Genomic DNA, 23,143 nt, shown 5'->3' with positions numbered 1-23,143 from the left:
GCTTGTCAATTGTCGGTTTTTCTTCATGGACAAGGTAGGAATTTGTTTGATTACTTAATGTCAAGCGGAGTGATTACAGATTGGAGAGAGCCTAATGTTATCCGTTTGGCGCCGGTTCCTTTATATTGCTCTTTTGAAGATATGTATGATTTCGGACAAATATTAAAGAAAGGGATTCTTCGATAATCTGATGGTTTCGGAATTTGCACGTCTGCTGTTCAAAAAACAGGAATGCAATATCCTAATCCTCAAAATAAGATAAAACAAATAAAACAAAATGAACAAACAACAAAAAATAGAGAACTTTGATCCGTCTCAACCCGGATTAGCAGATGCAACTATTTTCGGATTACCGTTTACTGCTGAAGAAAGCGAAATTATTATCATTCCTGTGCCATGGGAAGTAACCGTAAGTTATGGAGCTGGTGCGTCGGAAGGACCTGAAGCTGTTTTTGATGCTTCTTTTCAAGTTGATTTACAGCATCAGAAGTTTCCTGAATTATGGAAATTAGGAATTTATTATGATGAAGCACCGGAACATTGGGCTAAAAATTCGGTTAAATATAAAGGCTTGGCACAACCTATCATTGAAGCACTTGAAGGTGGTGAGGATGTTGCTTCTTTCCCGGCTTTGCAATCGGATTTAGATAAAATTAATAAGGTTTGCGGAGAATTACATGCGGAAGTTAAAGAACGCGTTTTGCACTGGATCAAAAAAGGAAAGAAAGTTGTTTTATTAGGAGGCGATCACAGTACGCCGCTGGGGTATTATCAGGCATTGGCAACTTTACATGACAATTTCGGAATACTGCATCTGGATGCTCATATGGATTTGCGCATCGCTTATGAAGGATTTACATATTCTCATGCATCCATTATGTACAACGCTTTGCAGATACCGCAAATTACAAAATTAGTACAGGTAGGAATTCGTGATTTCTGCGAACAGGAGGTTGATGTTGTCAAACAGCAAGGAAACCGCGTTGTTGTTCACACTGATATGGATCTGAAAGCGGAAACTTTTGAAGGGAAAACATGGCAACAGCAATGCGATCAGATTATCGCTGCCTTACCGCAAAAAGTTTGTGTTTCATTTGATATAGACGGAATGTATTCTTGGTATTGTCCTAATACCGGAACACCGGTTCCCGGAGGTTTCTCATTTGAACAAGCAACTTATTTATTCGATAAACTGACAGAAAGCGGAAAAGAAATAATTGGTTTTGATTTGGTTGAAGTAGCACCGGGTGATGATGATTGGGACGGAAATGTGGGAGCTAGAATGTTGTTTCACATGTGTGGGATGCTGGCTAAAAACAACGGATTGAAAGTAGGACAAAAAATCAGTTTCAACAGAGGATAATCAGATTACTATAGATTTAGAATAAAGACGAACATTGTGTTCGTCTTTTTTTTATATTTGAGATATAAACAAGCGCAAATGAAAATCTTCAGGAAATTACTCTACACCGTATTGGCGATTATCGTTTTCGTCTCTTTGTCTATTTACGGTTACCTGCTTTACAGCAAACCCAAATACGAAGGAGACGTGACCGTAAAAAATATTTCAGGAGAAACTTCGGTTTATTTTGATGAATACGGTGTGCCGCATATTTATGCCTCAAATCAGAAAGATGCCATGGAAGCTTTAGGTTATGTTCATGCGCAGGATAGATTATGGCAGATGGAATTGCTGCGAAGAATTGCGCCGGGAAAATTATCTGAAATCTTCGGGACCAGAGCGCTTAAAAACGATAAGTTCTTTATAGGTCTCGGAATCGATGAGAATTCGGAGAAAGCGGTTTCTGAATTGGATAAAAACGGAAAGCCCTACGAAATGGCCATGGCCTATCTTGATGGCATCAACCAATATTTGGAACAAGGAAAAACACCTGTTGAATTTTCGCTTTTGGGAATAAAGAAAGAAAAATTCACGTTGAAAGATATTTATAATACCTACGGGTATATGGCTTTCAGTTTTGCAATGGCCCAAAAAACAGATCCTTTAATCACTGATATCCGAAATACTTTTGGTGACGAGTACCTGAAAGACTTGGGGATAGATTATTCTCTTAATCCAATCCGCTTAAAAGTGACTAAAGAACAGGAAAAGCACTATGTTGAGATTTCAAAATCAATAACAGCGATGCTTGAAGATTCTCCGGTTCCGCCATTCATCGGAAGCAACAGTTGGGTGGTTTCTCCAAAGAAAACAAAAACCGGAAAAGTACTATTCTGCAATGATCCGCATATCGAATATTCGCAGCCGGGAACCTGGTACGAAGCCCATATTTCCTGCCCTGATTTCGAAATGTATGGGTATTATTTGGCCGGAACTCCATTTCCTTTGTTAGGGCATAACCGAAATTATGCTTACGGATTGACAATGTTCGAAAACGACGACGCTGATTTGTTTCAGGAAGAAAATAATCCTGAAAATCCCAATCAGTATAAAACGGCAACGGGTTTTGCCACATATAAGGTTCGGACTAAAACTATTAAAGTTAAAGACAGTGCTTCCGTACTACTGCAAGTAAAAGAAACACAGCATGGGACTATTATTAATGATTTGATATCCGATTTTAAAACCCAAAAACCAGTGGCTTTTTCTTGGATTTATACACGGCAGTCTAATAAAATATTGAATGCGGTTTATGGCTTGAGTCATGCCAAAAGTATTTCGGAGTTCCAAAAATCCGTTTCTTATATCGTCGCACCGGGATTAAATATTATGTACGGAGATGCTCAGAATAATATTGCATGGTTTACTTCGGGGAAATTATACAAATTGGAACAAGGGGTAAATCCTAATTTAATACTGAATGGCTCTAATGGAATTGATGATAAAAAAGAGTTTTTAGACTATTCAAAAAATCCATCAGCGATAAATCCAAGATGGAATTATGTTTATTCGTCTAATAATATGCCTGAGAATATTGATGGTTACAATTATCCGGGATATTATCTGCCGGAAGACAGAGCCAGAAGGATTTCTAATTTACTGGAAGCGAAAAACGACTGGGATAAAGAGGCAATAAGTAAAATGCTAACTGATAATACTTCACCTGTAGCACCCGAAATTGTTCAGACGATGCTGTCAGCTGTGGAAACTAAGGGTTTGAATTCTCAGGAGAAAGAAGCTATAGCTGTTCTAAAAACATGGAAAGGTTCGAATGAGTTAACAGATATTGCGCCAACCATCTATAACAAGTGGATTTACTTTTATCTGAAAAATACATTCCAGGACGAAATGGGTGAGATTTCCTTTAAGCAATTCCTGAAAACACATATCATGAAGCAAACTATTGCGTTTCAAACCAAAAATGAAAACTCGGTGTGGTGGGATAATATTACAACTAAAAATAAGAAAGAGACACGGAAGGAAATAATAACGCAATCTCTAAAAGATGCGATTACAAGTCTTAATGATCAATTGGGAGAAGGTGTTAATTCCTGGACCTGGAACAGGGTTCATAAGTTGGAATTTAAACATCCGTTAGGAAGCGTTGCTTTGCTGAAGCCGTTTTTTAATGTTGGAACTTTTGATATTGCCGGTGCAAACGAAGTGATCAACAATACAATGTTTGACTATTCAAACGGGAAAGAATATGTGGTGCGAGGAGGACCATCAACCCGCAGAGTTATTGATTTTTCAGATATCGAGAACAGTTGGAGTGTTTTGCCTACCGGACAATCAGGGAATCCTATGAGTAAACATTATAATGATCAGGCTGAAATGTATGTTGCAGGAAAGTTCAGAAAAATGTTAATGAATAAAGAAGAGATAATTAAAACATCGACTAAACTTGTTTTTACACCAAAAAAATAAATTAATTGCATTATTCGTGGTTAACTTCTGTCTAAATAGATAAATTTGCAAAACTGTTTATAAAAAATTAATGCAAACTCCACAAAAAATTGCCATTGTAGGTTCCGGTTTAGTTGGAACATTATTAGCAATCTACCTCAAAAAAATGGGTCATACAGTACATGTGTATGACCGAAGTCCTGACATTAGAACTATTGAGTTTTCGGGTCGTTCTATTAATCTGGTGATGTCTGATCGTGGCTGGAGAGCATTAGAAAACATTGGTTTGGATTCCGAAATAAAAAAAATCGGTATTGCTGTTGATAAGCGCGCGATTCATATGCAGGACAACAAGCTCAATTATCAATATTACGGAAAAGAAGGTGAAGTTATCTTTTCGCTTTCAAGAGGTATTTTAAACCGAAAAATGATTGATTTGGCAGAGGAAAGCGGTGTCGATTTTTTCTTCGAACATAAAATTTGGGATGTTACCCTAGCCGATGCAACACTGCATATTGGTGATTCTGAAAGAGGAGAGTGGCAGGAACTGAAATACGATAAAGTCTTTGGAGCTGATGGAGCTTTTTCAAGAATCCGTCACAGAATGCAACGCCAAAGCATGTTTAATTATTCGCAGGAATTCCTAAACATCGGATACAAAGAATTACATATTCCCGCAAACGCGGACGGAACGCATAAAATAGACAAACATTCGCTCCATATCTGGCCCAGAGGCAATTTTATGTTGATGGCTTTGCCTAACCTTGACGGAAGTTTTACCTGTACTTTATTCATGCCTTTCGAAGGAGATAATTCATTTGGAGCATTAAAAAATCAAAGTGATTTAGTTGATTTCTTCGCTAAATATTTCCCTGATACTGCTGCTGTAATTCCTGATTTGGTGGAAGATTTCTTTAAAAACCCAACGAGTTATCTGGTGATGATGAAGTGTTTTCCATGGACTTTTGAAGATAAAGTTGCGCTCATAGGCGATTCGGCGCATGCCATCGTTCCTTTTTACGGACAAGGGATGAATGCCGGATTTGAAGATATTATTGTGTTGAGCGAAATGATTGCAAAATACGATAACGATTGGAAAACAATTTTTGAGGAATACGAACAGTCACGTAAGCCAAATGCAGACGCCATTGCAGAACTTTCCTATCGAAATTTTATGGAGATGAGTTCCAAAACTGCAGATGAGAAATTTCTTTTGCAAAAGAAAATCGAAAAATGGTTTTCTGACAAACATCCTGATAAATGGTTGCCGCTATACAGCCGTGTGACATTTAGTTTACAGCCTTATTCCGAAGCATTGGCGATAGGCGACATGCAAAACAAGATCATGGAAGAAATCATGACTATGCCAGATATAGAAGAAAAGTGGAGTAGTGAAGAAGTAGAAAATAAAATTATTGAACTCTTGAAATAACAAAATTCAATGGCAATAAAATAATAGCAAGGGTGTTGCGATATTAATTTACAGTTCGTAAAAAAAAATAATTACGCTTCACTGTTGCAGAGTTTTCTATTGCCACTGAATTTTTATTCTTCCCGATGTACTTTGTTAAAATCAAAAGCAGGCTTGCAAATCGCTATGTATTCACAAGGTTCTTCAAACGGATTTGAATATTGTACCCGCGTATTTTTTTCAATTTTTATGGATTGACCTGCTTCAAGAATTACTGTTTCTCCTTCAATTATAAATTGCTTTCTTCCGGAAATAATATAAGTGTATTCTTCAAATTCCGGAGTTTGAAACGGTTCGCTCCATTGAGGCGGTGCTATCATATGGGCAATGGAAATTTCCGAATTATCGGTAGTTGCTTTACCATGGTGTTCTTCAATCAGTTTACCATCAGTTGTAGGAACCACAAAAGGAGACTTTTGGATAAAATATTTTTTCATAGAATTATTTTTTAGTCCCAAACATATTTCCAGGAATTGTCTTTTTGCTTTTTCCAGACAGTATGGAAAATCCCTTTAAAGTCTTTTTTGTTTCCCAAAGAATCCTTGGTTGTCCAAACATACTGTCCATAAGTATAAGCTAATGTGCCGTCGTTTGAAACTTCTATAAAATCCGGTTTCCAGGTTACGGTTGCTTTTCCGAATCGTGGCTGGCTGAAATGATTTCTGATGTTCTCTTTTCCTTTAAGTAACGAGTCATTTTCAAGTTTAATGACTGCGTTGCTATCGGCAAAAACATAAAAGGCTTCGGCAATTCCTTTAGTTTGAGCGAGATTTTTAAAATCATCTTCGGCTTTAAAAACCTCCGCTTTTAATTCGGAAATATCTTTGGTTACAGCTTTTTGTGTGCAACTGACTAATACTCCTGAAAAGATAATGAATGCAAATGTTTTTCTCATAATGATGTATTTACTTTTTAAAAATAAAATAAACCGCTAAAATTAAAAAACAAAAACCGATAGCATGATTCCATTTGAACGTTTCATTTTTGAAGAATAGCATTGAAAAAACAACAAAAACAATCAATGTAATCACTTCCTGGATTACTTTGAGCTGCATTAAACTAAATGGACCGCCATTTTCTTCGTAACCTATTTTATTTGCGGGAACTTGAAAGCAATATTCAAATAAGGCCAATCCCCAACTGATGAATACTATGGCAATTAATCCGGCATTCTCGAACCATTTCAATTCTTTGAATTTTAAATGGCCGTACCAGGCTAAAGTCATAAAAATATTGGAAAATACTAATAGGCCAATTGTTATAAAACTCTTCATTTACTTTTTTAATACTTTCATTAAAACATTAAAAGCACCACGAATAAAGCTGGCGCTTGTGACAACTTTTAAAACCGATTTCCCAACAACTTCTCCCATTCCAGGCTCTTTACTGGCTTGTTTTTCTTCTTCTTTTTCAGCAACTTCTTCTGAAATCTCCTCTATTTTTTTAGTAAGGATTTCGTAAGCACTTTCGCGATCAATTTCTTCTTCGTATTTTTTAACTAATTTGGATTCGGAATTAATTTTTTCAATTTCTGTTTCCGTCAGAATATCCATTCTGCTTTCCGGAGCACGCATCATCGTTGCTGCCAGCGGTGTTGGAATCCCTTTTTCATTTAGCGCAGTAACCAAGGCTTCTCCAATTCCCAAAGAAGTAATTATTTCGTCGGTTTTGTAATATTCGGAAGTTGGATAATTGTCGGCAGTTTGTTTTATCGCTTGCCTGTCATTTGCAGTAAAAGCACGCAAAGCATGTTGGATTTTTAATCCTAATTGCGCTAAAACTTCCTTCGGCACATCCATTGGATTTTGCGTGATAAAATAAACACCGATTCCTTTAGAACGAATCAGTTTAATAATGGTTTCAATCTGGTCCAGTAATGCTTTGCTGGCTTCATTGAATATAAGATGAGCTTCATCAATAAAAATAACCAATTCCGGCTGTTCAACATCTCCTTTTTCAGGCATTTGATTGTAGATTTCCGCCAAAAGATTCAGCATGAATGTCGAAAATAATTTCGGTTTATCCTGAATATCCGTCAGGCGTACAATGTTGATATAACCTTGGCCGTTTTCGTCTATGCGGAGTAAATCGTCAATTTCGAATGATTTTTCACCAAAAAAAACATCGGCTCCCTGTTGTTCGAGCTCGATTATCTTTCTTAGGATAGTTCCTGTGGTAGCAGTTGAAATCTTGCCGTATTCTTGTGAAATTTCGTCTTTGCCTTCTTCTGTAATGTAATTCATGACTTTTTTAATGTCTTTCAAATCCAAAAGAGGCATTTTTTTGTCATCACAATATTTGAAGATTACGGCTATAACTCCTGCCTGAGTTTCATTTAAACCAAGAATTCTTGAGAAAAGTACCGGACCAAATTCAGAAACAGTGGCGCGTAACCTAACGCCGTTTTGTTTTGATAAAGTCAATAATTCAACCGAGAATGATTTTGGAGAAAACGGAATGCCTATTTTAGCGTGTCTTTCGGTGATAAACGGCAATTCGGTTCCTTCTTTAGCAACACCAGAGAAGTCGCCTTTTATATCCATCATCAATACAGGGATTCCGTTTTGTGCTAATTGCTCCGAAAGAACCTGGATAGTTTTGGTCTTACCCGTACCTGTTGCGCCAGCAATTAAACCATGGCGATTCATTGTTTTTAGAGGAATGGTGACAGGAATGTTTTGGGCTTCACCTTCAAAAATAGCACCGCCAAGATTCAGGTTTGCTCCTTTGCAGGTATAGCCCGCTGTTATATCGGTTTTGAATTTTTCTAATGTACTCATTAAATGTTTATATTATATTATGTGCAAGATAATTAATTTTTGAGGAAAGTAATTATAGATTGAAAAACTTATAAAAAGCACTATATTTGATATTAAGTCAGATTTTATAGGGATTTACGCGCTATTATTCAATTTGTAAAAAAAAATCACATAATTTATGGTTTTTGTAATAAAAATCAATTTTTCAGGGTAAATAGTTAATAATCAAACAAATTTCAACCTGTTTTTGAATATTCTGTAGGAGTATAAGTAAAAATAAATTCATACATTTACATGAGGAGCCTATAAAATGTAAAAAAAGTTTTTTTATTACAAGTAAAAAATTAAATTTGCTCCCATTATTTAATAATTTCAACAAAAATTATAATCAATTAAAAAATTTAAATTTTAGAAAAATGGCAAACGTTAAAAAAGAAAGTAAATCAAACGGAGGAGATATGTTCTCTGGTCTTGTTATCGTATCATGTATCATTGTTGGGTGGTTAGTGTGGAAATTCGTCATGGGTGCGGCTACAAACTTTAAAGATGGAATTTCAGGAGGAGAACCATTAGAAGGAAATTATCTTGCAATGGTATACAAAGGTGGATCTATCGTACCTGTATTAATGGGATTGTTATTAATGGTTGTTGTTTTTTCTTTCGAAAGATTTATGGTGATTTCTAAAGCTGCCGGTAAAGGTAACTTAGATGCATTTATGAAAAAAGTTCAAGGAAATGTAACTGGTGGTGATATTGACGGTGCAATCGAAGCTTGTGATAAACAAAAAGGTTCTGTTGCTAACGCTATTAAAGCTGGTTTGATTAAATACCAAGCAGTTAAAGCTGAAGGATTAAATAGTGAGGAGGCTACTGAAACTATCCATAAAGAAATTGAAGAAGCTACTTCTCTTGAAATGCCAATGTTAGAGAAAAACTTAACTATCCTTTCTACATTAGTATCTTTAGGAACTCTTGCAGGTCTTTTAGGAACTGTAACAGGTATGATTAAAGCGTTTGGTGCATTAGCTAGTACAGGAACTCCAGATCAGGCTATGCTTGCAAATGGTATTTCTGAAGCGTTAATCAATACTGCAACAGGTATCTCTACTTCTGCATTAGCAATTATTGTTTATAACTTCTTTACTTCTAAAATCGATACGTTAACTTATTCAATTGATGAAGCTGCTTCAACAATCGTGAATACTTACAGACGTTTCAGAGGAAGTTTAAAATAATATAAACGTGTTAAGCGTTATAGTATAATGATTTATGACGTTTTTTCACTTACAAAAATAAAAATATGGCTAAAGTAAAAATGCAAAAAAAGGCGGCAGCTATCGACATGACAGCAATGTGTGACGTGGCTTTCCTTTTGCTTACTTTCTTTATCTTGACTGCGACTGCAAAGCAACCTGAGCCATTACAAGTTGATACACCTAGTTCTACAGTGCAAACAAAACTGCCTGAGACAGATTTAGCGACATTAACAGTAGGGAAAGGAAAAGTTTTCTTTGGAGTTACAGGGAAAGAGGTTAGAGTTAGGACATTAGAATTAATGGGAGTTAAATACGGAGTTGCTTTCTCACCTGAAGAAAGACAAAAATTCTCTTTAATTGACGGTTTTGGTGTGCCAATCGAAAATTTGAAGCAGGTTATTGCTATGAGCAGTGCTGATAGAAATCAACAAGATTTGCAAAAAGGAATCCCTAAAGATTCTTTGAATAATCAATTGAAAGATTGGATATATAGTGCTCGTCAGGCTACTAAAGAAATAGCCAATAAAGAGCTTAAAGTAGCTATAAAAGGTGATGCTAAAGAAGAATATCCGGAAATCAAAAAGGTGATGGATATTTTACAAGAGCAAGATGTTAATCAGTTCAATTTAGTTACTGGCTTACGCGGGCAAGATTTTTAATATTTTAAAATAAAAAAATAATGGCAGAATTAAATACTGGCGACGGCGGCGGTGGTAAAAAAGGAGGTAAGGTAAGAAGTAAAAAAGGCAATTCTAAGGTTGATTTAACAGCCATGGTAGATTTGGCATTCTTATTGATAACATTCTTTATGTTAACCACTTCGTTGTCGAAACCTCAATCTATGGATTTGGGTATGCCTGAAGAAGATCCCAAAAATCCACCACCACCGGTTTTAGTTGATGAAAGAAGAACAATGACTATACTTTTGGGAGAAAATAATAAAGTTAAGAATTATATGGGACTTTTGAATAATCCAATCGAAGCTCCAAAATTCACAACTTATGGAAAAGAAGGAGTTCGTAAGGATTTGCTTTCAAGAATGGAATCGGTTCCTAAAGTTACTGGCGATACTAAAAAAGGATTAATTGTAATCATTAAACCAGGTAAAAAATCTACTTACAGAAATTTAGTAGATATTCTTGATGAGATGGCAATTTGTAAAGTACCTACTTATGCGATTGTAGATATTACTCCTGAGGAGGTTGCTTTATTAGACAAACCCGAATAGGTTAAATTTAACCCAAAAAAAGAAATTATGAAATTAGATATATTCAAATCTCAGTGGTTAGATTTAGTTTTTGAAGGACGCAACAAAAAGTATGGTGCATACCAGTTGCGTAAAGAGAATCCTAAAACATCAGTGAAAGCGTTACTAGGAGGTGCATTTGTTTTTGCATTTGCGTTAGCTTCGCCTTTGCTCTTGGATATGATTCCTAAATCCGACGAAGCTAAAAACTCACTTGATGAGAAGGTGGTCTTGGTAAATATGGAAAAACCAAAAGAAAAATTACCAGAACCGATTAAACCACCTGAGCCACCAAAACCTAAAATAGATGAAGTAAAATTCGTTAAGCCAGAGGTTGTTGAGGCTAAAAAGGTAGTAGAAGAAATTAAAACTATCGAAGAGTTAAAAGATAAAAACATCGCTGCAAAAGACCAAAAGGGAGATAAAGATGCGGAAATCGTTATCGATCAACCTACAGGTAATGCTGAAAAAGATGCAGAAATTGTAGACAACAATGTATATAGTTCTGCAGGTATTGAAGTTCAACCGGAATTTCCGGGAGGACCAGCTGGTTTTGCTAAATATGTACAAAAGAACTACCGTACTCCAGAAGTAGAACAAGATCTTAAAGGACGTGTGTTTGTTGAATTCGTTGTTGAAAAAGACGGAAGTTTAACAGATATCAAAGTAATTAGAGATTTAGGTTTCGGAACAGGGGCAGAAGCAATCAGAATGCTTAAAAATGCGCCTAAATGGAAACCAGGTGTTCAGAACGGAAAAACAATACGTGTACGTTACAGTTTACCTATTATGCTTGACATTAGAACAGAATAATGGATAATTATAATTCAAATAATTCTCAGAAGAAATCGCTCAAAGAGCGATTTCTTCTCGTTATAGGTATATTGTTTTTTGCGCTTTACTTCGTTTTTGGCTTAGCTATTATCTTCTGGAAAGGGTTGCCACTGCACATGCCTAATAGTTACAGAATTGCCTTTGGGTCTATTGTAATAATTTATGCTTTTTTGCGTTTTATACGTTTCTTTCAAAAATCATAGTATGAAAAAATATATTTTAACAGCTTCAATTCTTGTCTCTTTTCTATTTGTTTTTTCCTGTGATAAAACAGCGGGTAGTAAAGACAAGGAAACAATGCTAAAAGGAAGAGTAACAATACTTGTAGACGAAACATTGCTTCCTGTTATTGAAGATCAGGTAGATGTTTTCGAAAGCCAATACAACGCTTCTATTACCTTAATTGGAAAATCAGAATCTGAAATTGTTCAAATGCTTTCAAAAAACAAACAGCAACTAGCCGTTTTATCAAGAGAGTTGACAAAAAATGAGGGCGAAATTTTCGAGATTAAAAAGATAAAGCCAAGGGTTACTCCATTAGCAACAGACGCTATTGCATTTATTTGCCATAAAAATAATAAAGACACGCTTATCGATTTGGAGAATGTGATTACCTTTGTACAAGGAAAAAACCAAAAGGGCTTTAAAGGGCTGGTTTTTGATAATCCAAATTCAAGTACCGTTCGTTATTTTAAAGAATTGGCAAAAGTAAGTTCTTTGCCAAAAGAGAATATATTTTCATTTGATACTAACAATGAAGTAATTGAATTTGTAGCTAAAAATGAAGGAATGATTGGAGTTGTGGGAGTAAACTGGCTACTACAACCAAAACCGGAAATGCAAGAGGTAGTAAAGAAAGTCAATGTTTTAAGTGTTAAATCTTTAAAAGGAGATAAATACGTATTTCCTAGCCAAGAGAACATTGTCACAGGTGATTATCCAATTACCCGTGAAGTTAAAATGTTAAATTATCAAAACATTTCAGGTTTAGGCATAGGATTTGCTTCATTTGTTGCAGGAGAAATTGGACAGCGGATTATTTTAAAATCAGGATTGGCACCAGTGAGAATTCCAGGAAGAAATATTATAATCCGAAAAGAAATTGAAAAGAAAAAATAAATTAATATCAATTAAAATGAATAAAGTTAAAGTTTTTAGTGTCGCTTTGGTAGCATTGGGTTTTACAGCACATGCTCAGGACGTTGAATTAGCAAAAAAAGCGATTGATGCAGAACAGTATGAAAAAGCAAAATCTATTTTAAAATCAGCAGTAAATGCTAAACCGGATAATGGTAAAGCAACATTCTTATTAGGAAATATTTATATGCAGCAAAATCTGGCTGATTCAGCTAAAGTGTTTTTCCAAAAAGGATTAACAGCTAAAGAAAATCCAGGATTTAATTATATTGGTTTAGGTCAGATAGATTTAGATAATGGAAATGCAGCAGGAGCACAATTTAATTTTGATCAAGCTACAAAAGACATCAAGAAAAAAGATGTTGAACAATATGTTTACGTTGGTAAAGCATTTACCAATTCAGAAAAACCGGATTATAAAAAAGCAATTGCTACTTTATTAAAAGCAAAAGCTATTCAGCCAAATGATCCACAGTTGCTTATGGCTCTTGGTGATGCTTACTATGCAGACAGAAATCAAAACGAATCGTACAAAGCGTACAGTAATGCTTTTGACGCGGATCCTACTTTGTTGAGAGCTAAAATGCAATTGGGAGTTTTGCTTAAAGGAGCAAAAGCATTCCCGGAAGCAAAAACAGCATTTGACAATGTGGTAGCTTCTAATGCTAATTACGGACCGGTGTATCGCGAACTAGCTGAAACTTACTATTTATGGGGAAACAGCGACAAAGCGAAATACAAAGAATACACAGAAAAAGCACTTGGATTTTATGAAAAATACATGAGCCTAACTGATTATTCGTTGACTTCACGTATGCGTCACGCTGATTTCTTAATCTTGGCTAAAGATTATGTTGCCCTTGAAAAAGAAGCTAACGAAATGAAAAAACTGGATAATGTAAATCCTAGAATCTTACGTTATTTAGGGTATTCTTCCTATGAGAATGGTAATGCTGATGCAGCAATCAAAGCTTTACAAGATTATACAGGTAAACCAACGAACAAAATTATCGGTAGAGATTATTTGTATCTTGGTTTGGCACAGATTAAAAAAGCAGTTCCGACAATAGCTCCGGACAGTAAAGAAAAAATCAAAGTAGATGAAGTGTTATTCAATGCAGCTGCTGCAAACATCAGGAAGGCAGTTGATATGGATAAGCCAATGGCAAATGATTTGAATGATATTGGTAAAGCTTTATTTGATCAAAAATTATATAAATATGCTGCTGCTATCTATGAAATAGCTACTTCTAATCCAAACTCTAAAAACTATCTTTACGATAATTTCTATCTGGGTTATGCTATTTATTTTGAAAATGCTTACAAAGAAGGAGGAGAGAAAGTAGATGTTGTTGGTTTGAAAAAAGCGGACAAAGCATTCGAAAATGTAACAATTGCTTCTCCGACAACTCAAGAAGCATATATTTACAGAGCTCGTGTAAACAGTTTGCTGGAAACAGATCCAGTAGCTCAAACGCAAATGGCAAAAAGCTATGAAGATTACATCAGAGTGGTAACTGAAAAAGGAGATGCTGAACTTTCTAAGCCGGCTAATAAAACTAAATTTATTGAAGCTTATCAGAACTTAGCTTTGCATAACAAAAAAGACAAAGCAAAAGCTTCAGAATATATCAACAAAGCATTGACCCTTGATCCAGCCAATGCGGATAGCTTGAATATTCAAAAAGCATTAAAATAATAAATTACCAAAATAATACAAAACCGTCCGGATAATAATCAGGACGGTTTTTTTATGAGCAACAACGAAATTCCTGAGTATTTTTTTAGGCAGCTTTTCCAGCTTTCGCCTTTATCTTGTCATTGCCAGTTGCGCGCAACAAGGCAATGACAAGGATATCGGCTCTATCTGGGCTGTGAACAGGCTTTTTGAATGTTCTACAGTCTAAAAATCAAGCAATCGGATGATCTAACAATAGAAATTGACTACCTTTGCAAACTATTTTAAATACAAATGCTTACAAGAGAAATTCAAATAGCCGTTGAAAAAGGAGATATGCTTCCGCTTATGGAAGAATTCTATACCATTCAGGGCGAAGGTTATCATACGGGAACTGCCGCTTATTTTATCCGAATAGGTGGTTGCGATGTAGGTTGTCACTGGTGCGATGTAAAAGAAAGCTGGAACGCTGAACTGCATCCTCCAACAAAAACAGATGTAATTGTCGGAAATGCTAAAAAATATGCTGAAACCGTTGTAGTTACAGGAGGTGAGCCTTTAACATGGGACATGAGTCTACTGACAAGTAAATTAAAAAATGAAAACCTTAGAGTCCATATTGAAACTTCCGGTGCATATCCTGTAAGCGGAGAATGGGATTGGTTTTGTCTTTCGCCTAAAAAAAATAAACTGCCGGTTGCTGACGCTTATGCTATAGCAAACGAATTAAAGGTAATTATCTATAACAAGCATGATTTTATCTTCGCCGAAGAACAAGCGGCAAAAGTAAATCCCAATGCAATATTGTTTCTTCAGCCGGAATGGAGCAAAAAAGAAGAAATGACACCACTTATTGTAGACTACGTAATGAATAATCCTAAATGGAGAGTTTCCCTGCAAACACACAAGTATTTAAACATTCCTTAATCTTTTAAAACGCGCTTTATTCTATTATTTTTTTTAATTTTCACTCCTTTAGTGGCTGTTGCTCAAATTGGAGGTGAAGATGAAGTTTACCTTAATGGTGATTATGTTGAAGCAAATTTTAATGGTGGAGGAATCGCAAAATTCCACGAGTTTATAAGTTCAAATCTAGACCATTCTAAAATTACCAAACCAGGAAAAATAGTGTTTACTTTTACTATTTCTGAAAGTGGTGAAATTAAGAACTTGAGAATTGTTGAATTTCCTTATATAGAAATGGCAACAGAAATAATAAGAGTCATCAATGCTGCACCAAAATGGCAACCGGCCAAAAGAGGAGGGAAATCAATTAGCCTGGATGTGCGATTTCCAATGGACTTTTCAACTAGGAGTAAAGAAAATTAATGGAGTAAGCCAAAGCGAATTGGTTCGCATCGAACTAGCCTGAAATTAAAAAGATTTTACAAAAGAATAGGGCAAGATGACTGTGAGAAAGAATGTTAATGAGTTTCTGTAAAATGCTGCTATCATTGACATTTACTAACCTTTATAAAATTTAACATTCAATTCTTTGTAGTTTATTTGGAATTAACTTATTTTTATCCTTTATTTAACAAAAATAATTAATTAAATGCATTTTCGTCCCCAATGAAAATAGCTTAACTACCGTAAATGGTATGGATTAAAATAAAATTTAACCTAAATACCACATTGTTATGAAAAAAAAATTGCTACTAATGCTGGCGTTGATTGTTTCGCAGTTTATTTTTGGACAAGCACCATTAAATAATGTAAAAGGAATTCCAATCCCATTCGAGACGGTTGAAAATCAACCTATTTTTCCAGGAGGAAATAATGAGTTTATTAAGTACGTTGGAAAAAATTTCAGGGCGCCTGAAGTAGAAGACCTATCAGGAGTTATAAAAGTTACTTTTATCATAGAAGCTAACGGAACCATTGGCGAAATCAAAGTTATCCAGGATTTAGGACATGGAACTGCAGATGAAGTAAAAAGAATTTTACGATCTTCTCCACAATGGACTCCGGGAGATCAGGGAGGAAAACCAGTCAGGGTGTTGTATACTCTCCCAATCACATTAAGAAATTAAAAAAACACACCGGATTTATATTCGGTGTTTTTTTTAGCATTTTTTTAACTTAAAAGCAAGAATGTGTAAGTAAAATATTGGTTTTTAATGATTTACGAGTATTTTGTCGATTATATTTTGTATGTCAATTAATCAGTTGTATCATTGCTGGCTTTAAAATTCTGAATTAAGATGAAACTAATTCAGTTGATGATGAACAATGATATTGATTTATGAGAAAAATTACCATTTTGATACTGAGTTTTTTAATTGGAAATCTAGTCTTTTCAAAAACTTTCAATAATCCGCTTGAAATACCTATTCAATACGAATCAGTAGAAATTAAACCGTTGTTTCCCGGAGGAATTAGTGAGTTCATGAAATTTGTTATGAAAAATTACCAAGTTCCTGAAGATGAAGAAGGAGGAGGTGAAACAGGAACAGTTCAGGTAAGCATAGTTATTGATGTTGACGGAAGCGTTGCCCAAGTTACAATTGTTAAGGACGTAGGTAATGCCGGTAAAGAAATAAAAAGGGTTTTGTCAAAATGCCCTAAATGGACACCCGGAAGGCAAAAAGGAATAAATGTACCTGTCGTTTACAACTTTCCCATTACCATAAAATAGTATAATAAATCCCAAACATTGTTTGGGATTTTTGTTTAGTATCGCTTCTGTTTTTTTTCATCAATAAATTGTATTTTTGTTTTGCACTTTTTTTTAGCTTCCTTATGATTCCTTTATCTGAATATAAAAAGATGAAAATGGGCTTTGTCTTAATCGTAAAATAAAAAATATCTTTTGCCCGATTTAAAATGAAAAAAACAATAATACTCTTTCTGCTCGTTTTGTTTGCACAAGTAACAAAAGCACAGGAATCAAATCTACAAAGAGACCCGGATGCAGTATATAGTTCAGTTGGAATAGAAAAAGCACCTGAATTTCCTGGAGGAATGAAAGCTTTTGAAGAATACATTGAAAAAAACTTCAAATATCCGGATGTTAAATCGCTAATAGGAAGAGTTATTGTTCAGTTTGTAATTGAAAAAGACGGAAGCCTTACAGACATCCGAGTACTAAGAGATGTTGGTTACGGAACAGGAAAAGAAGCCATAAGAGTATTGAAAAATTGCCCAAAATGGTCACCGGGAGTACATAATGGGCAGATACTAAGAATCCGTTACTCATTACCAATTAATATTGAACTTCGTTAATTCCATTTTTAACTATACTATAAATGAAATCACATTTCCAAATCAATAAAAACATCACTTTTTTAAACCACGGTTCTTTTGGAGCTTGCCCAAAACCAATTTTTGAAGAATTTCAGCGTATTCAGCAGGAATTAGAATTTGAACCGGTACATTTTATGCAAAAACTGGCAGGAGAATATTTAAAAACAGCCAGAGAACGATTAGGTGAATTTGTTGGTTGCGATGCTCAGGATTTGTATTTTACCCACAATCCGACATTTGCAGTTAATACTATAATGCGTAGCCTAAAACTGGAAGCCGGTGATGAAATTCTAACTACAAACCATGAATACGGTGCAATGGACAGAACATGGAATTTCTATTGTAAAAGAACCGGGGCCAAATACGTTCGTCAGAATATCACTTTGCCAATAGTCTCCAAAGAACAAATTCTGGAAGAATTCTGGAAAGGGTATAGTTCGAAAACGAAAGTAGTATTTATCAACCAAATTTCCAGTGCTACAGCTTTGATCTTCCCAGTAAAAGAAATTTGTGATAAAGCACAGCAATTAGGACTTATTACTATTGTTGATGGCGCTCACGTTCCCGGTCATATCGATTTGAATATTAAAGAGCTTAACCCGGATTATTATACCGGAACATTGCACAAATGGATGCTGGCTCCAAAAGGAAGCTCGTTTTTGTATGTGAAAAAGGAATTTCAAAATGATTTAGACCCTTTAGTCGTAAGTTGGGGTTATGAAAGCGAAGCTCCTGGCGAAAGTCAGTTTTTGGACTACCATGAATATCAGGGCACCAGAGATGTTTCGGAGTTTATGTGCACACCAAAAGTGATTGATTTTCTTAAAGAACATAACTGGAAGGAAAGATCCAATGGCTGCAAACAAATTATTTTAGATAATTACCAGCGTTTTTGTGATTTACTGAATACAAAACCAATTTGTCCTATCACTACGGAGTTTTTAGGTCAGATGGCCAGCATTCCTGTTAAAACCGAAAAACCATCAGAGCTAAAAGAAATACTCTATACCAAATATAAAATTCAAATTCCTGTCATGCCTCTCAATGGTGATATTTATTTGAGATATTCTATTAATGTTTACAATTCTCAGGAAGATCTGGATGTTTTATACCAAGCATTACAGGAAATTATCGCAACTACAGATTTGATTAAAACAGCAGTATAGCCCGGATGGAAGCGGTATCCTTTTTATTCCGTTATTGAGGTTCTCGAAATGACGGAATAAAAAGATATAGCGGAGAGCCGGATAAAGCTCCTAAAAAAGTCGGGCTAAATAATCAAAATGCTCGCCTTCACAAATTAATTCGCATTGTAAACCATTGGCGTGTGCAGCGTTTTGTAAGGTATTATAATCAAGATACAACCACGGAAAAGGCTTTTCAGTCTCGTTTTTATATTGAATTGTAAAAGTCAATTCGCCATAATAATTGTCACTTGGAATCCATTTTCCTCCATCTTCATCTTCATCAAACATGTAAATTATGTCGGACGAATCAATAAGAATTTGTCCGCCCGGATTTAAAAGTGATTTTAATTTAAGAAGGTATTTTGCCGTTTCTTCTATAGTTCCAAAAATTCCCGTTCCGTTCATTAACAATAAAACAGTATCGAAATTCTCATTTTCAATGGCTAAAACATTTTGAGCCCGAGTGTTTTTTACACCTCGGAGATGACAGGCTTCTATTGCATTTGCAGAAATATCTATCGCTAGGACGTCAAGGTTTCTTTCGTTTTGAAGGTATAAAGCATGGCTTCCGGCGCCACAGCCTATATCAAGGGTTTTTCCTTTGGATAAAAGAAGTGCTTTTTGTTCCAGTTCCGGCATTTCATCAAAAGAACGAAATAAATAAGCCACGCTCATTTCATCTGCTTCAGAAATGGAAGTCTCGGTAATTAAATCTTCGGGAGAATTATTAGTCTGAAAATCTAAAATTGCTTTTCCAAAAAGGTCTTTCATTAGGATTGATGTGTTAATCTGGTTATTTGTTTTGCTGTTTGAATAATTGTACGTGTTCTTTGATTTTAGTAAATTTGTATCGGAATTTTCGATTAACCGATAATCCGTCCGCAAATGCTAAAGCCTTCATTAAAAGAAATTCAAAAACTAGCCAAAGATAAGCATAACGAAAACAAAAAGTATTTCGATAAGCTTAAAAAGAAAGCACCGAAGAATTTGGATTATGTCATGCAGGAATTACACGATGCCGAATTCAAGAGAACGGATTGCCTACAGTGTGCCAATTGCTGCAAAACAACCGGGCCGCTTTTTACTTCGGCTGATATCGAACGCATTGCAAAACATGTAAGGCAAAAACCACAGCAGTTTATCGATCAGTACCTTCGCATTGATGAAGACAATGATTATGTATTGCAAAGTGTTCCGTGTACTTTTCTGGATTCGGAAAATTACTGTATGATTTACGACGTTCGGCCAAAAGCCTGCCGTGAATTCCCGCATACAGACAGGAAGAAATTTCAGCAGATTTCTAATCTGACCATAAAAAATGTCGAAATTTGTCCTGCGGCCTATAATATTGTAGAAGAAATGAAAAAAAGAATGCCTTTATAATGATGAAAATTTACAGATCTAAAATTGATTATTGGTTAGTATTGCCTTTAGCGTTTCCGTTTTATTTATCTATTAGAAGTATTAGTAAGGGAGAGTGGCTGGGCGTTTTTGTTTTTTTTCTGCTGGGCGCTCTGATACTGATAGCATCAATCTTCACAAAGTACATTGTAGACAATGATGCCCTTATTGTGAAATCGGCTTTAATGGTTCGTGAGAAAATCGATATTCATTCCATTCGAAAAATCGAAAAAACAAATTCTATTTTAAGTGCGCCTGCTTCGTCGTTGGACAGAATCAGAATATACTATAATAAGTTCGATGAAATTTTGCTTTCGCCAAAAGAAAAACAAGATTTTGTTAATACGCTGCTTGAAATCAATCCTGCCATGGAAGTAAAACTGTAATCAGGCTTAAAAATCTCAAGCCATTGTCTGTGATTCGGACAAAAGAGCGAAGACAATTGTGCGAGTCTGCAATCAGAATATTAGTAAATAAGATAGTTAGCCCGCATTTTCTTAAAATCTTCAATTCCTTTTTCCCAGCTGTTTCTGATTTCCTGCTCCGAAGTCCCGGCCACTATTTGCTGCTGTAATTTTTTGGTTCCACTCAATTTGGTAAAAAAATCAATAAAAAACTTTGATTTGTCATTAGTGGTCTGATACGCTTTTATAAGCCATTTCAATTCCAGTCGTTTTACTTTGGCTATGCCGGATAAATCTTCCCCATAGCACAATTGGTCTTTAAGAGGCGGTTCTTTAGAGCCAAAATTAGGTTTCGGAGTAAAACTAAAACTGCTCTTAGGTAAAGAGGGGGAACCGTAAATCTGAAATTGTTTTTCGGTACCACGACCCAAACTGACATTAGTTCCTTCAAAGAAACACAAACTCGCATAAAGATTGATCGCTTGATCGTTTGGCAAATTAGGTGACGGTTTAACAGGAAGGCTGTAGCTCATTTCCCGGTTGTAATTCAAACACGGAATTACGGTCAATTTGCATTGAACCCCATTTTTGAGCCATTTTTCACCATTAATCATTTGGCCGTATTCACCAATTGTCATGCCATGCAACACGGGAATTGGGTGCATTCCTACAAAACTGGTAAATTCTTTTTCTAAAACAGGTCCGTCAACAATACCACCATTCGGATTTGGTCTGTCCAGAATCATAAGTTGTATGTTGTTTTCGGCACAGGCTTCCATTACATAATGAAGCGAAGAGATATAAGTATAAAAACGAGCACCTACATCCTGTAAATCGAAAACCATAATATCAATCTCGGCTAACTGCTCCGGTTTTGGTTTCTTGTTATTACCGTAAAGGGAAATGATAGGCAACCCGGTCTTAGTGTCTTTTCCGTCTACAACGTGTTCTCCAGCATCGGCCGTGCCTCGAAAACCATGCTCGGGTGCGAATATTTTGAGAAGATTGACATTCTTTTCCAGTAAAAAATCGACAATTGATTTGTTATAAGCAGCTCCTTCATATTCTCCGACATATTCCCCTTTTTCATTTTTTATTCCACCAGTTTCTCCTGGGGATTTAACAATTCCCGTCTGATTGGTTACAATTCCAATTCGTTTGTTTTTTAATAAAGGCAAATAAGCGTCATAATTATCAGCGCCGGTTTTTATTTTTTTAGGTAATGCGCTCTCGCTTACGTCTTCAGGCTCTTGTTCTTTATTGCGCCTTTCTTTTTCCTTAATTGAACTTCCACAAGAAAAAACTACCAATAAAAGGAATAATAATGTATTTTTGGAGACAGAATTGTAAATCATAACCATTGAATTTAGAATATTTTATTGCCAAGCGTTTAAGCGACGCTAAGAACCATAAAAGTAGTATATCTGCGCCAATTATAAAAATTGCGATATCTGCTATAGCTATTGGTTTGGTTATGATGATAGTCTCAGTTGGTACAGGTGTGGGATTGCAGCAAAAAATCCGCCAAAAAGTTTCGGCTTTCAACGGTCATATTCTTATATCTAATTTTGATGACAACGTTTCTCAGGTAAGCCTTGCTCCGGTTTCCACAAATCAGGACTTTTATCCAAAATTCACTTCCGTAGAAGGGATTCAGCATATACAGGCCGTCGCGAGTAAAGCCGGGATTATCAGAACTGAAACTGCTTTTGAAGGCGTTATCTATAAAGGAGTCGGTAAAGATTTTCTTTGGAGCAACATCAGTGAATATCTTGTAAAAGGAAGAATCCCTAATTTAACAGGTCCGCTTAACGCCGAAATCATCATCTCAGAATATTTAGCCAACCGATTAGAATTGAAAGTCGGGGACAACTGCAACACGTTCTTTATGAAAGAAAGCGGAAGTCAATTGCCCAATCTGCGTGTTTTTAAAATCGTCGGAATTTATAATTCGGGATTTCAGGAATTTGATGCTACCTATATAATAGGAGATATTCGTCACATTCAAAAAATCAACAAATGGAAACCAACAGAAGTCGGAGCGTTTGAAGTCTTTATCGATGATTTCGATAAAATCGATGAAAAAGGCCTAGAAGTCTACAACAATTCACAAAACAAAGAAGATCCAACCAAAACGCTGGACGCACAAACCATCACCCAAAAGTACTACTACATCTTCGAATGGCTCAAACTCTTCGATTTTAATATAGTTGTAATTCTTATCATCATGATTGTCGCGTCTACAATCAATATGGCAGTAGCCTTACTGGTGCTTATCCTGGAAAGAACCCAAATGATTGGTATCCTCAAATCACTGGGCGCAAACAGTTGGTCTGTTCGTAAAATATTTCTGTACAACGCCCTTTACCTTATCTCTAAAGGACTGCTTTGGGGTAATTTAATCGGAGTAGGAATGCTGCTTATCCAAAAGTACTTCGGTATCGTTAAGCTCAACCCTGAAAATTACTACGTCAACGTTGCACCGGTCAACATTAATTTCTGGCACATACTGACACTTAATATAGGAACAATCATTATTTGTCTCCTCGTATTATTAATCCCGTCTTTTATCATCACCAAGATCTCTCCTATAAAAGCAATCAAGTTCAACTAATTTCTTCGGGCGTGTCCCTCACGGCCGCTTCGTTTGGTTAGGGGATTATTTTGTGTTCGGGTCGGGCACTTCGTTTCAATCTTTTATTACGCTGTGCTTCAT

General features: G+C 35.7%; 24 protein-coding genes and 1 pseudogene. 19 read left to right on the top strand and 6 right to left on the bottom strand.

The genetic code is table 11. From position 1 onward, the window contains the following. From ACRDEC_RS15935 to ACRDEC_RS15920, 4 genes and pseudogenes are all read left to right on the top strand, one after another. Positions 1 to 186: pseudogene (locus ACRDEC_RS15935) on the top strand (kynureninase); the annotation flags it as partial. Positions 187 to 277: 91 nt separating this feature from the next. Continuing rightward, complete coding sequence (locus ACRDEC_RS15930; RefSeq protein ID WP_431499358.1) at positions 278 to 1,363, top strand: agmatinase family protein; 1,086 nt, start codon at positions 278 to 280, stop codon at positions 1,361 to 1,363. Positions 1,364 to 1,441: 78 nt separating this feature from the next. After that, on the top strand, positions 1,442 to 3,829 hold the full coding sequence (locus tag ACRDEC_RS15925; RefSeq protein ID WP_431499357.1) for a penicillin acylase family protein: 2,388 nt from the start codon (positions 1,442 to 1,444) through the stop codon (positions 3,827 to 3,829). A 70-nt stretch (positions 3,830 to 3,899) separates the two neighbouring features. Further along, positions 3,900 to 5,240 (top strand): FAD-dependent oxidoreductase, encoded by a 1,341-nt coding sequence (locus tag ACRDEC_RS15920; protein WP_431499356.1) that lies wholly within the window; start codon positions 3,900 to 3,902, stop codon positions 5,238 to 5,240. A gap of 113 nt (positions 5,241 to 5,353) precedes the next feature. Here the strand turns inward: ACRDEC_RS15920 and ACRDEC_RS15915 are convergent, their stop codons facing one another. The 4 genes from ACRDEC_RS15915 to ACRDEC_RS15900 are packed head-to-tail and all read right to left on the bottom strand — an operon-like array spanning position 5,354 to position 8,059. After that, the gene (locus ACRDEC_RS15915) at positions 5,354 to 5,716 is read right to left on the bottom strand and encodes a cupin domain-containing protein (protein ID WP_431499355.1); all 363 of its coding nucleotides are present in this window, start codon (positions 5,714 to 5,716) and stop codon (positions 5,354 to 5,356) included. 11 nt (positions 5,717 to 5,727) lie between these two features. After that, positions 5,728 to 6,174 (bottom strand): YybH family protein, encoded by a 447-nt coding sequence (locus tag ACRDEC_RS15910; protein ID WP_431499354.1) that lies wholly within the window; start codon positions 6,172 to 6,174, stop codon positions 5,728 to 5,730. A 10-nt stretch (positions 6,175 to 6,184) separates the two neighbouring features. Next, positions 6,185 to 6,553, bottom strand: coding sequence for a DMT family protein (locus ACRDEC_RS15905; RefSeq protein ID WP_431499353.1), 369 nt, complete (start codon positions 6,551 to 6,553; stop codon positions 6,185 to 6,187). Then, positions 6,554 to 8,059: a helicase HerA-like domain-containing protein gene (locus ACRDEC_RS15900; RefSeq protein WP_431499352.1), complete on the bottom strand. Its 1,506-nt coding sequence runs from the start codon at positions 8,057 to 8,059 to the stop codon at positions 6,554 to 6,556. A gap of 395 nt (positions 8,060 to 8,454) precedes the next feature. On the opposite strand from ACRDEC_RS15900, the gene ACRDEC_RS15895 reads away from it, so the two are divergent. The 12 genes from ACRDEC_RS15895 to ACRDEC_RS15840 all read left to right on the top strand — a co-directional run bounded on the left by ACRDEC_RS15895 (position 8,455) and on the right by ACRDEC_RS15840 (position 18,601). Further along, positions 8,455 to 9,273 carry a MotA/TolQ/ExbB proton channel family protein gene (locus ACRDEC_RS15895; protein WP_431499351.1) on the top strand — a complete coding sequence of 273 codons (819 nt, stop codon included), beginning with the start codon at positions 8,455 to 8,457 and terminating at the stop codon, positions 9,271 to 9,273. 65 nt (positions 9,274 to 9,338) lie between these two features. Continuing rightward, positions 9,339 to 9,953: an ExbD/TolR family protein gene (locus ACRDEC_RS15890; RefSeq protein ID WP_431499350.1), complete on the top strand. Its 615-nt coding sequence runs from the start codon at positions 9,339 to 9,341 to the stop codon at positions 9,951 to 9,953. Between the two features lie 20 nt (positions 9,954 to 9,973). Beyond that, positions 9,974 to 10,522, top strand: a complete 549-nt coding sequence (locus ACRDEC_RS15885; protein WP_431499349.1) for an ExbD/TolR family protein — start codon at positions 9,974 to 9,976, stop codon at positions 10,520 to 10,522. Positions 10,523 to 10,549: 27 nt separating this feature from the next. Continuing rightward, positions 10,550 to 11,353 carry an energy transducer TonB gene (locus ACRDEC_RS15880; RefSeq protein ID WP_431499348.1) on the top strand — a complete coding sequence of 268 codons (804 nt, stop codon included), beginning with the start codon at positions 10,550 to 10,552 and terminating at the stop codon, positions 11,351 to 11,353. A 225-nt stretch (positions 11,354 to 11,578) separates the two neighbouring features. Then, complete coding sequence (locus ACRDEC_RS15875) at positions 11,579 to 12,493, top strand: PstS family phosphate ABC transporter substrate-binding protein (RefSeq protein ID WP_431499347.1); 915 nt, start codon at positions 11,579 to 11,581, stop codon at positions 12,491 to 12,493. 16 nt (positions 12,494 to 12,509) lie between these two features. After that, positions 12,510 to 14,210, top strand: coding sequence for a tetratricopeptide repeat protein (locus ACRDEC_RS15870; protein ID WP_431499346.1), 1,701 nt, complete (start codon positions 12,510 to 12,512; stop codon positions 14,208 to 14,210). A gap of 273 nt (positions 14,211 to 14,483) precedes the next feature. Continuing rightward, the gene (locus ACRDEC_RS15865) at positions 14,484 to 15,116 is read left to right on the top strand and encodes a 7-carboxy-7-deazaguanine synthase QueE (RefSeq protein ID WP_431499345.1); all 633 of its coding nucleotides are present in this window, start codon (positions 14,484 to 14,486) and stop codon (positions 15,114 to 15,116) included. Between the two features lie 51 nt (positions 15,117 to 15,167). Further along, positions 15,168 to 15,518, top strand: coding sequence for an energy transducer TonB (locus ACRDEC_RS15860; RefSeq protein ID WP_431499344.1), 351 nt, complete (start codon positions 15,168 to 15,170; stop codon positions 15,516 to 15,518). 311 nt (positions 15,519 to 15,829) lie between these two features. Then, positions 15,830 to 16,222 carry an energy transducer TonB gene (locus ACRDEC_RS15855; protein ID WP_431499343.1) on the top strand — a complete coding sequence of 131 codons (393 nt, stop codon included), beginning with the start codon at positions 15,830 to 15,832 and terminating at the stop codon, positions 16,220 to 16,222. Positions 16,223 to 16,434: 212 nt separating this feature from the next. Continuing rightward, on the top strand, positions 16,435 to 16,827 hold the full coding sequence (locus tag ACRDEC_RS15850; RefSeq protein ID WP_431499342.1) for an energy transducer TonB: 393 nt from the start codon (positions 16,435 to 16,437) through the stop codon (positions 16,825 to 16,827). Positions 16,828 to 17,015: 188 nt separating this feature from the next. Then, positions 17,016 to 17,414 (top strand): energy transducer TonB, encoded by a 399-nt coding sequence (locus tag ACRDEC_RS15845; RefSeq protein ID WP_431499341.1) that lies wholly within the window; start codon positions 17,016 to 17,018, stop codon positions 17,412 to 17,414. Positions 17,415 to 17,437: 23 nt separating this feature from the next. Next, entirely contained in the window at positions 17,438 to 18,601 is a 1,164-nt protein-coding gene (locus ACRDEC_RS15840) for an aminotransferase class V-fold PLP-dependent enzyme (protein WP_431499340.1), read from the top strand. Positions 18,602 to 18,691: 90 nt separating this feature from the next. On the opposite strand, the gene ACRDEC_RS15835 is transcribed toward ACRDEC_RS15840, so the two are convergent. Continuing rightward, complete coding sequence (locus ACRDEC_RS15835; RefSeq protein WP_431499339.1) at positions 18,692 to 19,393, bottom strand: class I SAM-dependent methyltransferase; 702 nt, start codon at positions 19,391 to 19,393, stop codon at positions 18,692 to 18,694. Positions 19,394 to 19,507: 114 nt separating this feature from the next. On the opposite strand from ACRDEC_RS15835, the gene ACRDEC_RS15830 reads away from it, so the two are divergent. Continuing rightward, positions 19,508 to 20,005, top strand: a complete 498-nt coding sequence (locus ACRDEC_RS15830) for a YkgJ family cysteine cluster protein (protein WP_431499338.1) — start codon at positions 19,508 to 19,510, stop codon at positions 20,003 to 20,005. After that, a complete protein-coding gene (locus tag ACRDEC_RS15825; protein WP_431499337.1) occupies positions 20,005 to 20,409 on the top strand; it encodes a PH domain-containing protein in 405 nt (134 codons plus the stop codon). Before ACRDEC_RS15830 ends, ACRDEC_RS15825 begins: the two co-directional genes overlap by 1 nt. 80 nt (positions 20,410 to 20,489) lie before the next feature. On the opposite strand, the gene ACRDEC_RS15820 is transcribed toward ACRDEC_RS15825, so the two are convergent. Next, positions 20,490 to 21,782, bottom strand: a complete 1,293-nt coding sequence (locus tag ACRDEC_RS15820) for an exo-beta-N-acetylmuramidase NamZ family protein (RefSeq protein WP_431499336.1) — start codon at positions 21,780 to 21,782, stop codon at positions 20,490 to 20,492. Positions 21,783 to 21,787: 5 nt separating this feature from the next. Here ACRDEC_RS15820 and ACRDEC_RS15815 point away from each other — a divergent pair, with 5 nt between their 5' ends. Next, complete coding sequence (locus ACRDEC_RS15815) at positions 21,788 to 23,041, top strand: ABC transporter permease (protein ID WP_431499335.1); 1,254 nt, start codon at positions 21,788 to 21,790, stop codon at positions 23,039 to 23,041. Positions 23,042 to 23,143: the final 102 nt, after the last annotated feature.

The sequence above is a fragment of the Flavobacterium sp. genome (assembly GCF_050696275.1).
Lineage (GTDB): Bacteria > Bacteroidota > Bacteroidia > Flavobacteriales > Flavobacteriaceae > Flavobacterium.
The sequence above is the reverse complement of the archived record's forward strand: the minus strand, read 5'-3'. Positions and strand labels throughout refer to the sequence as shown.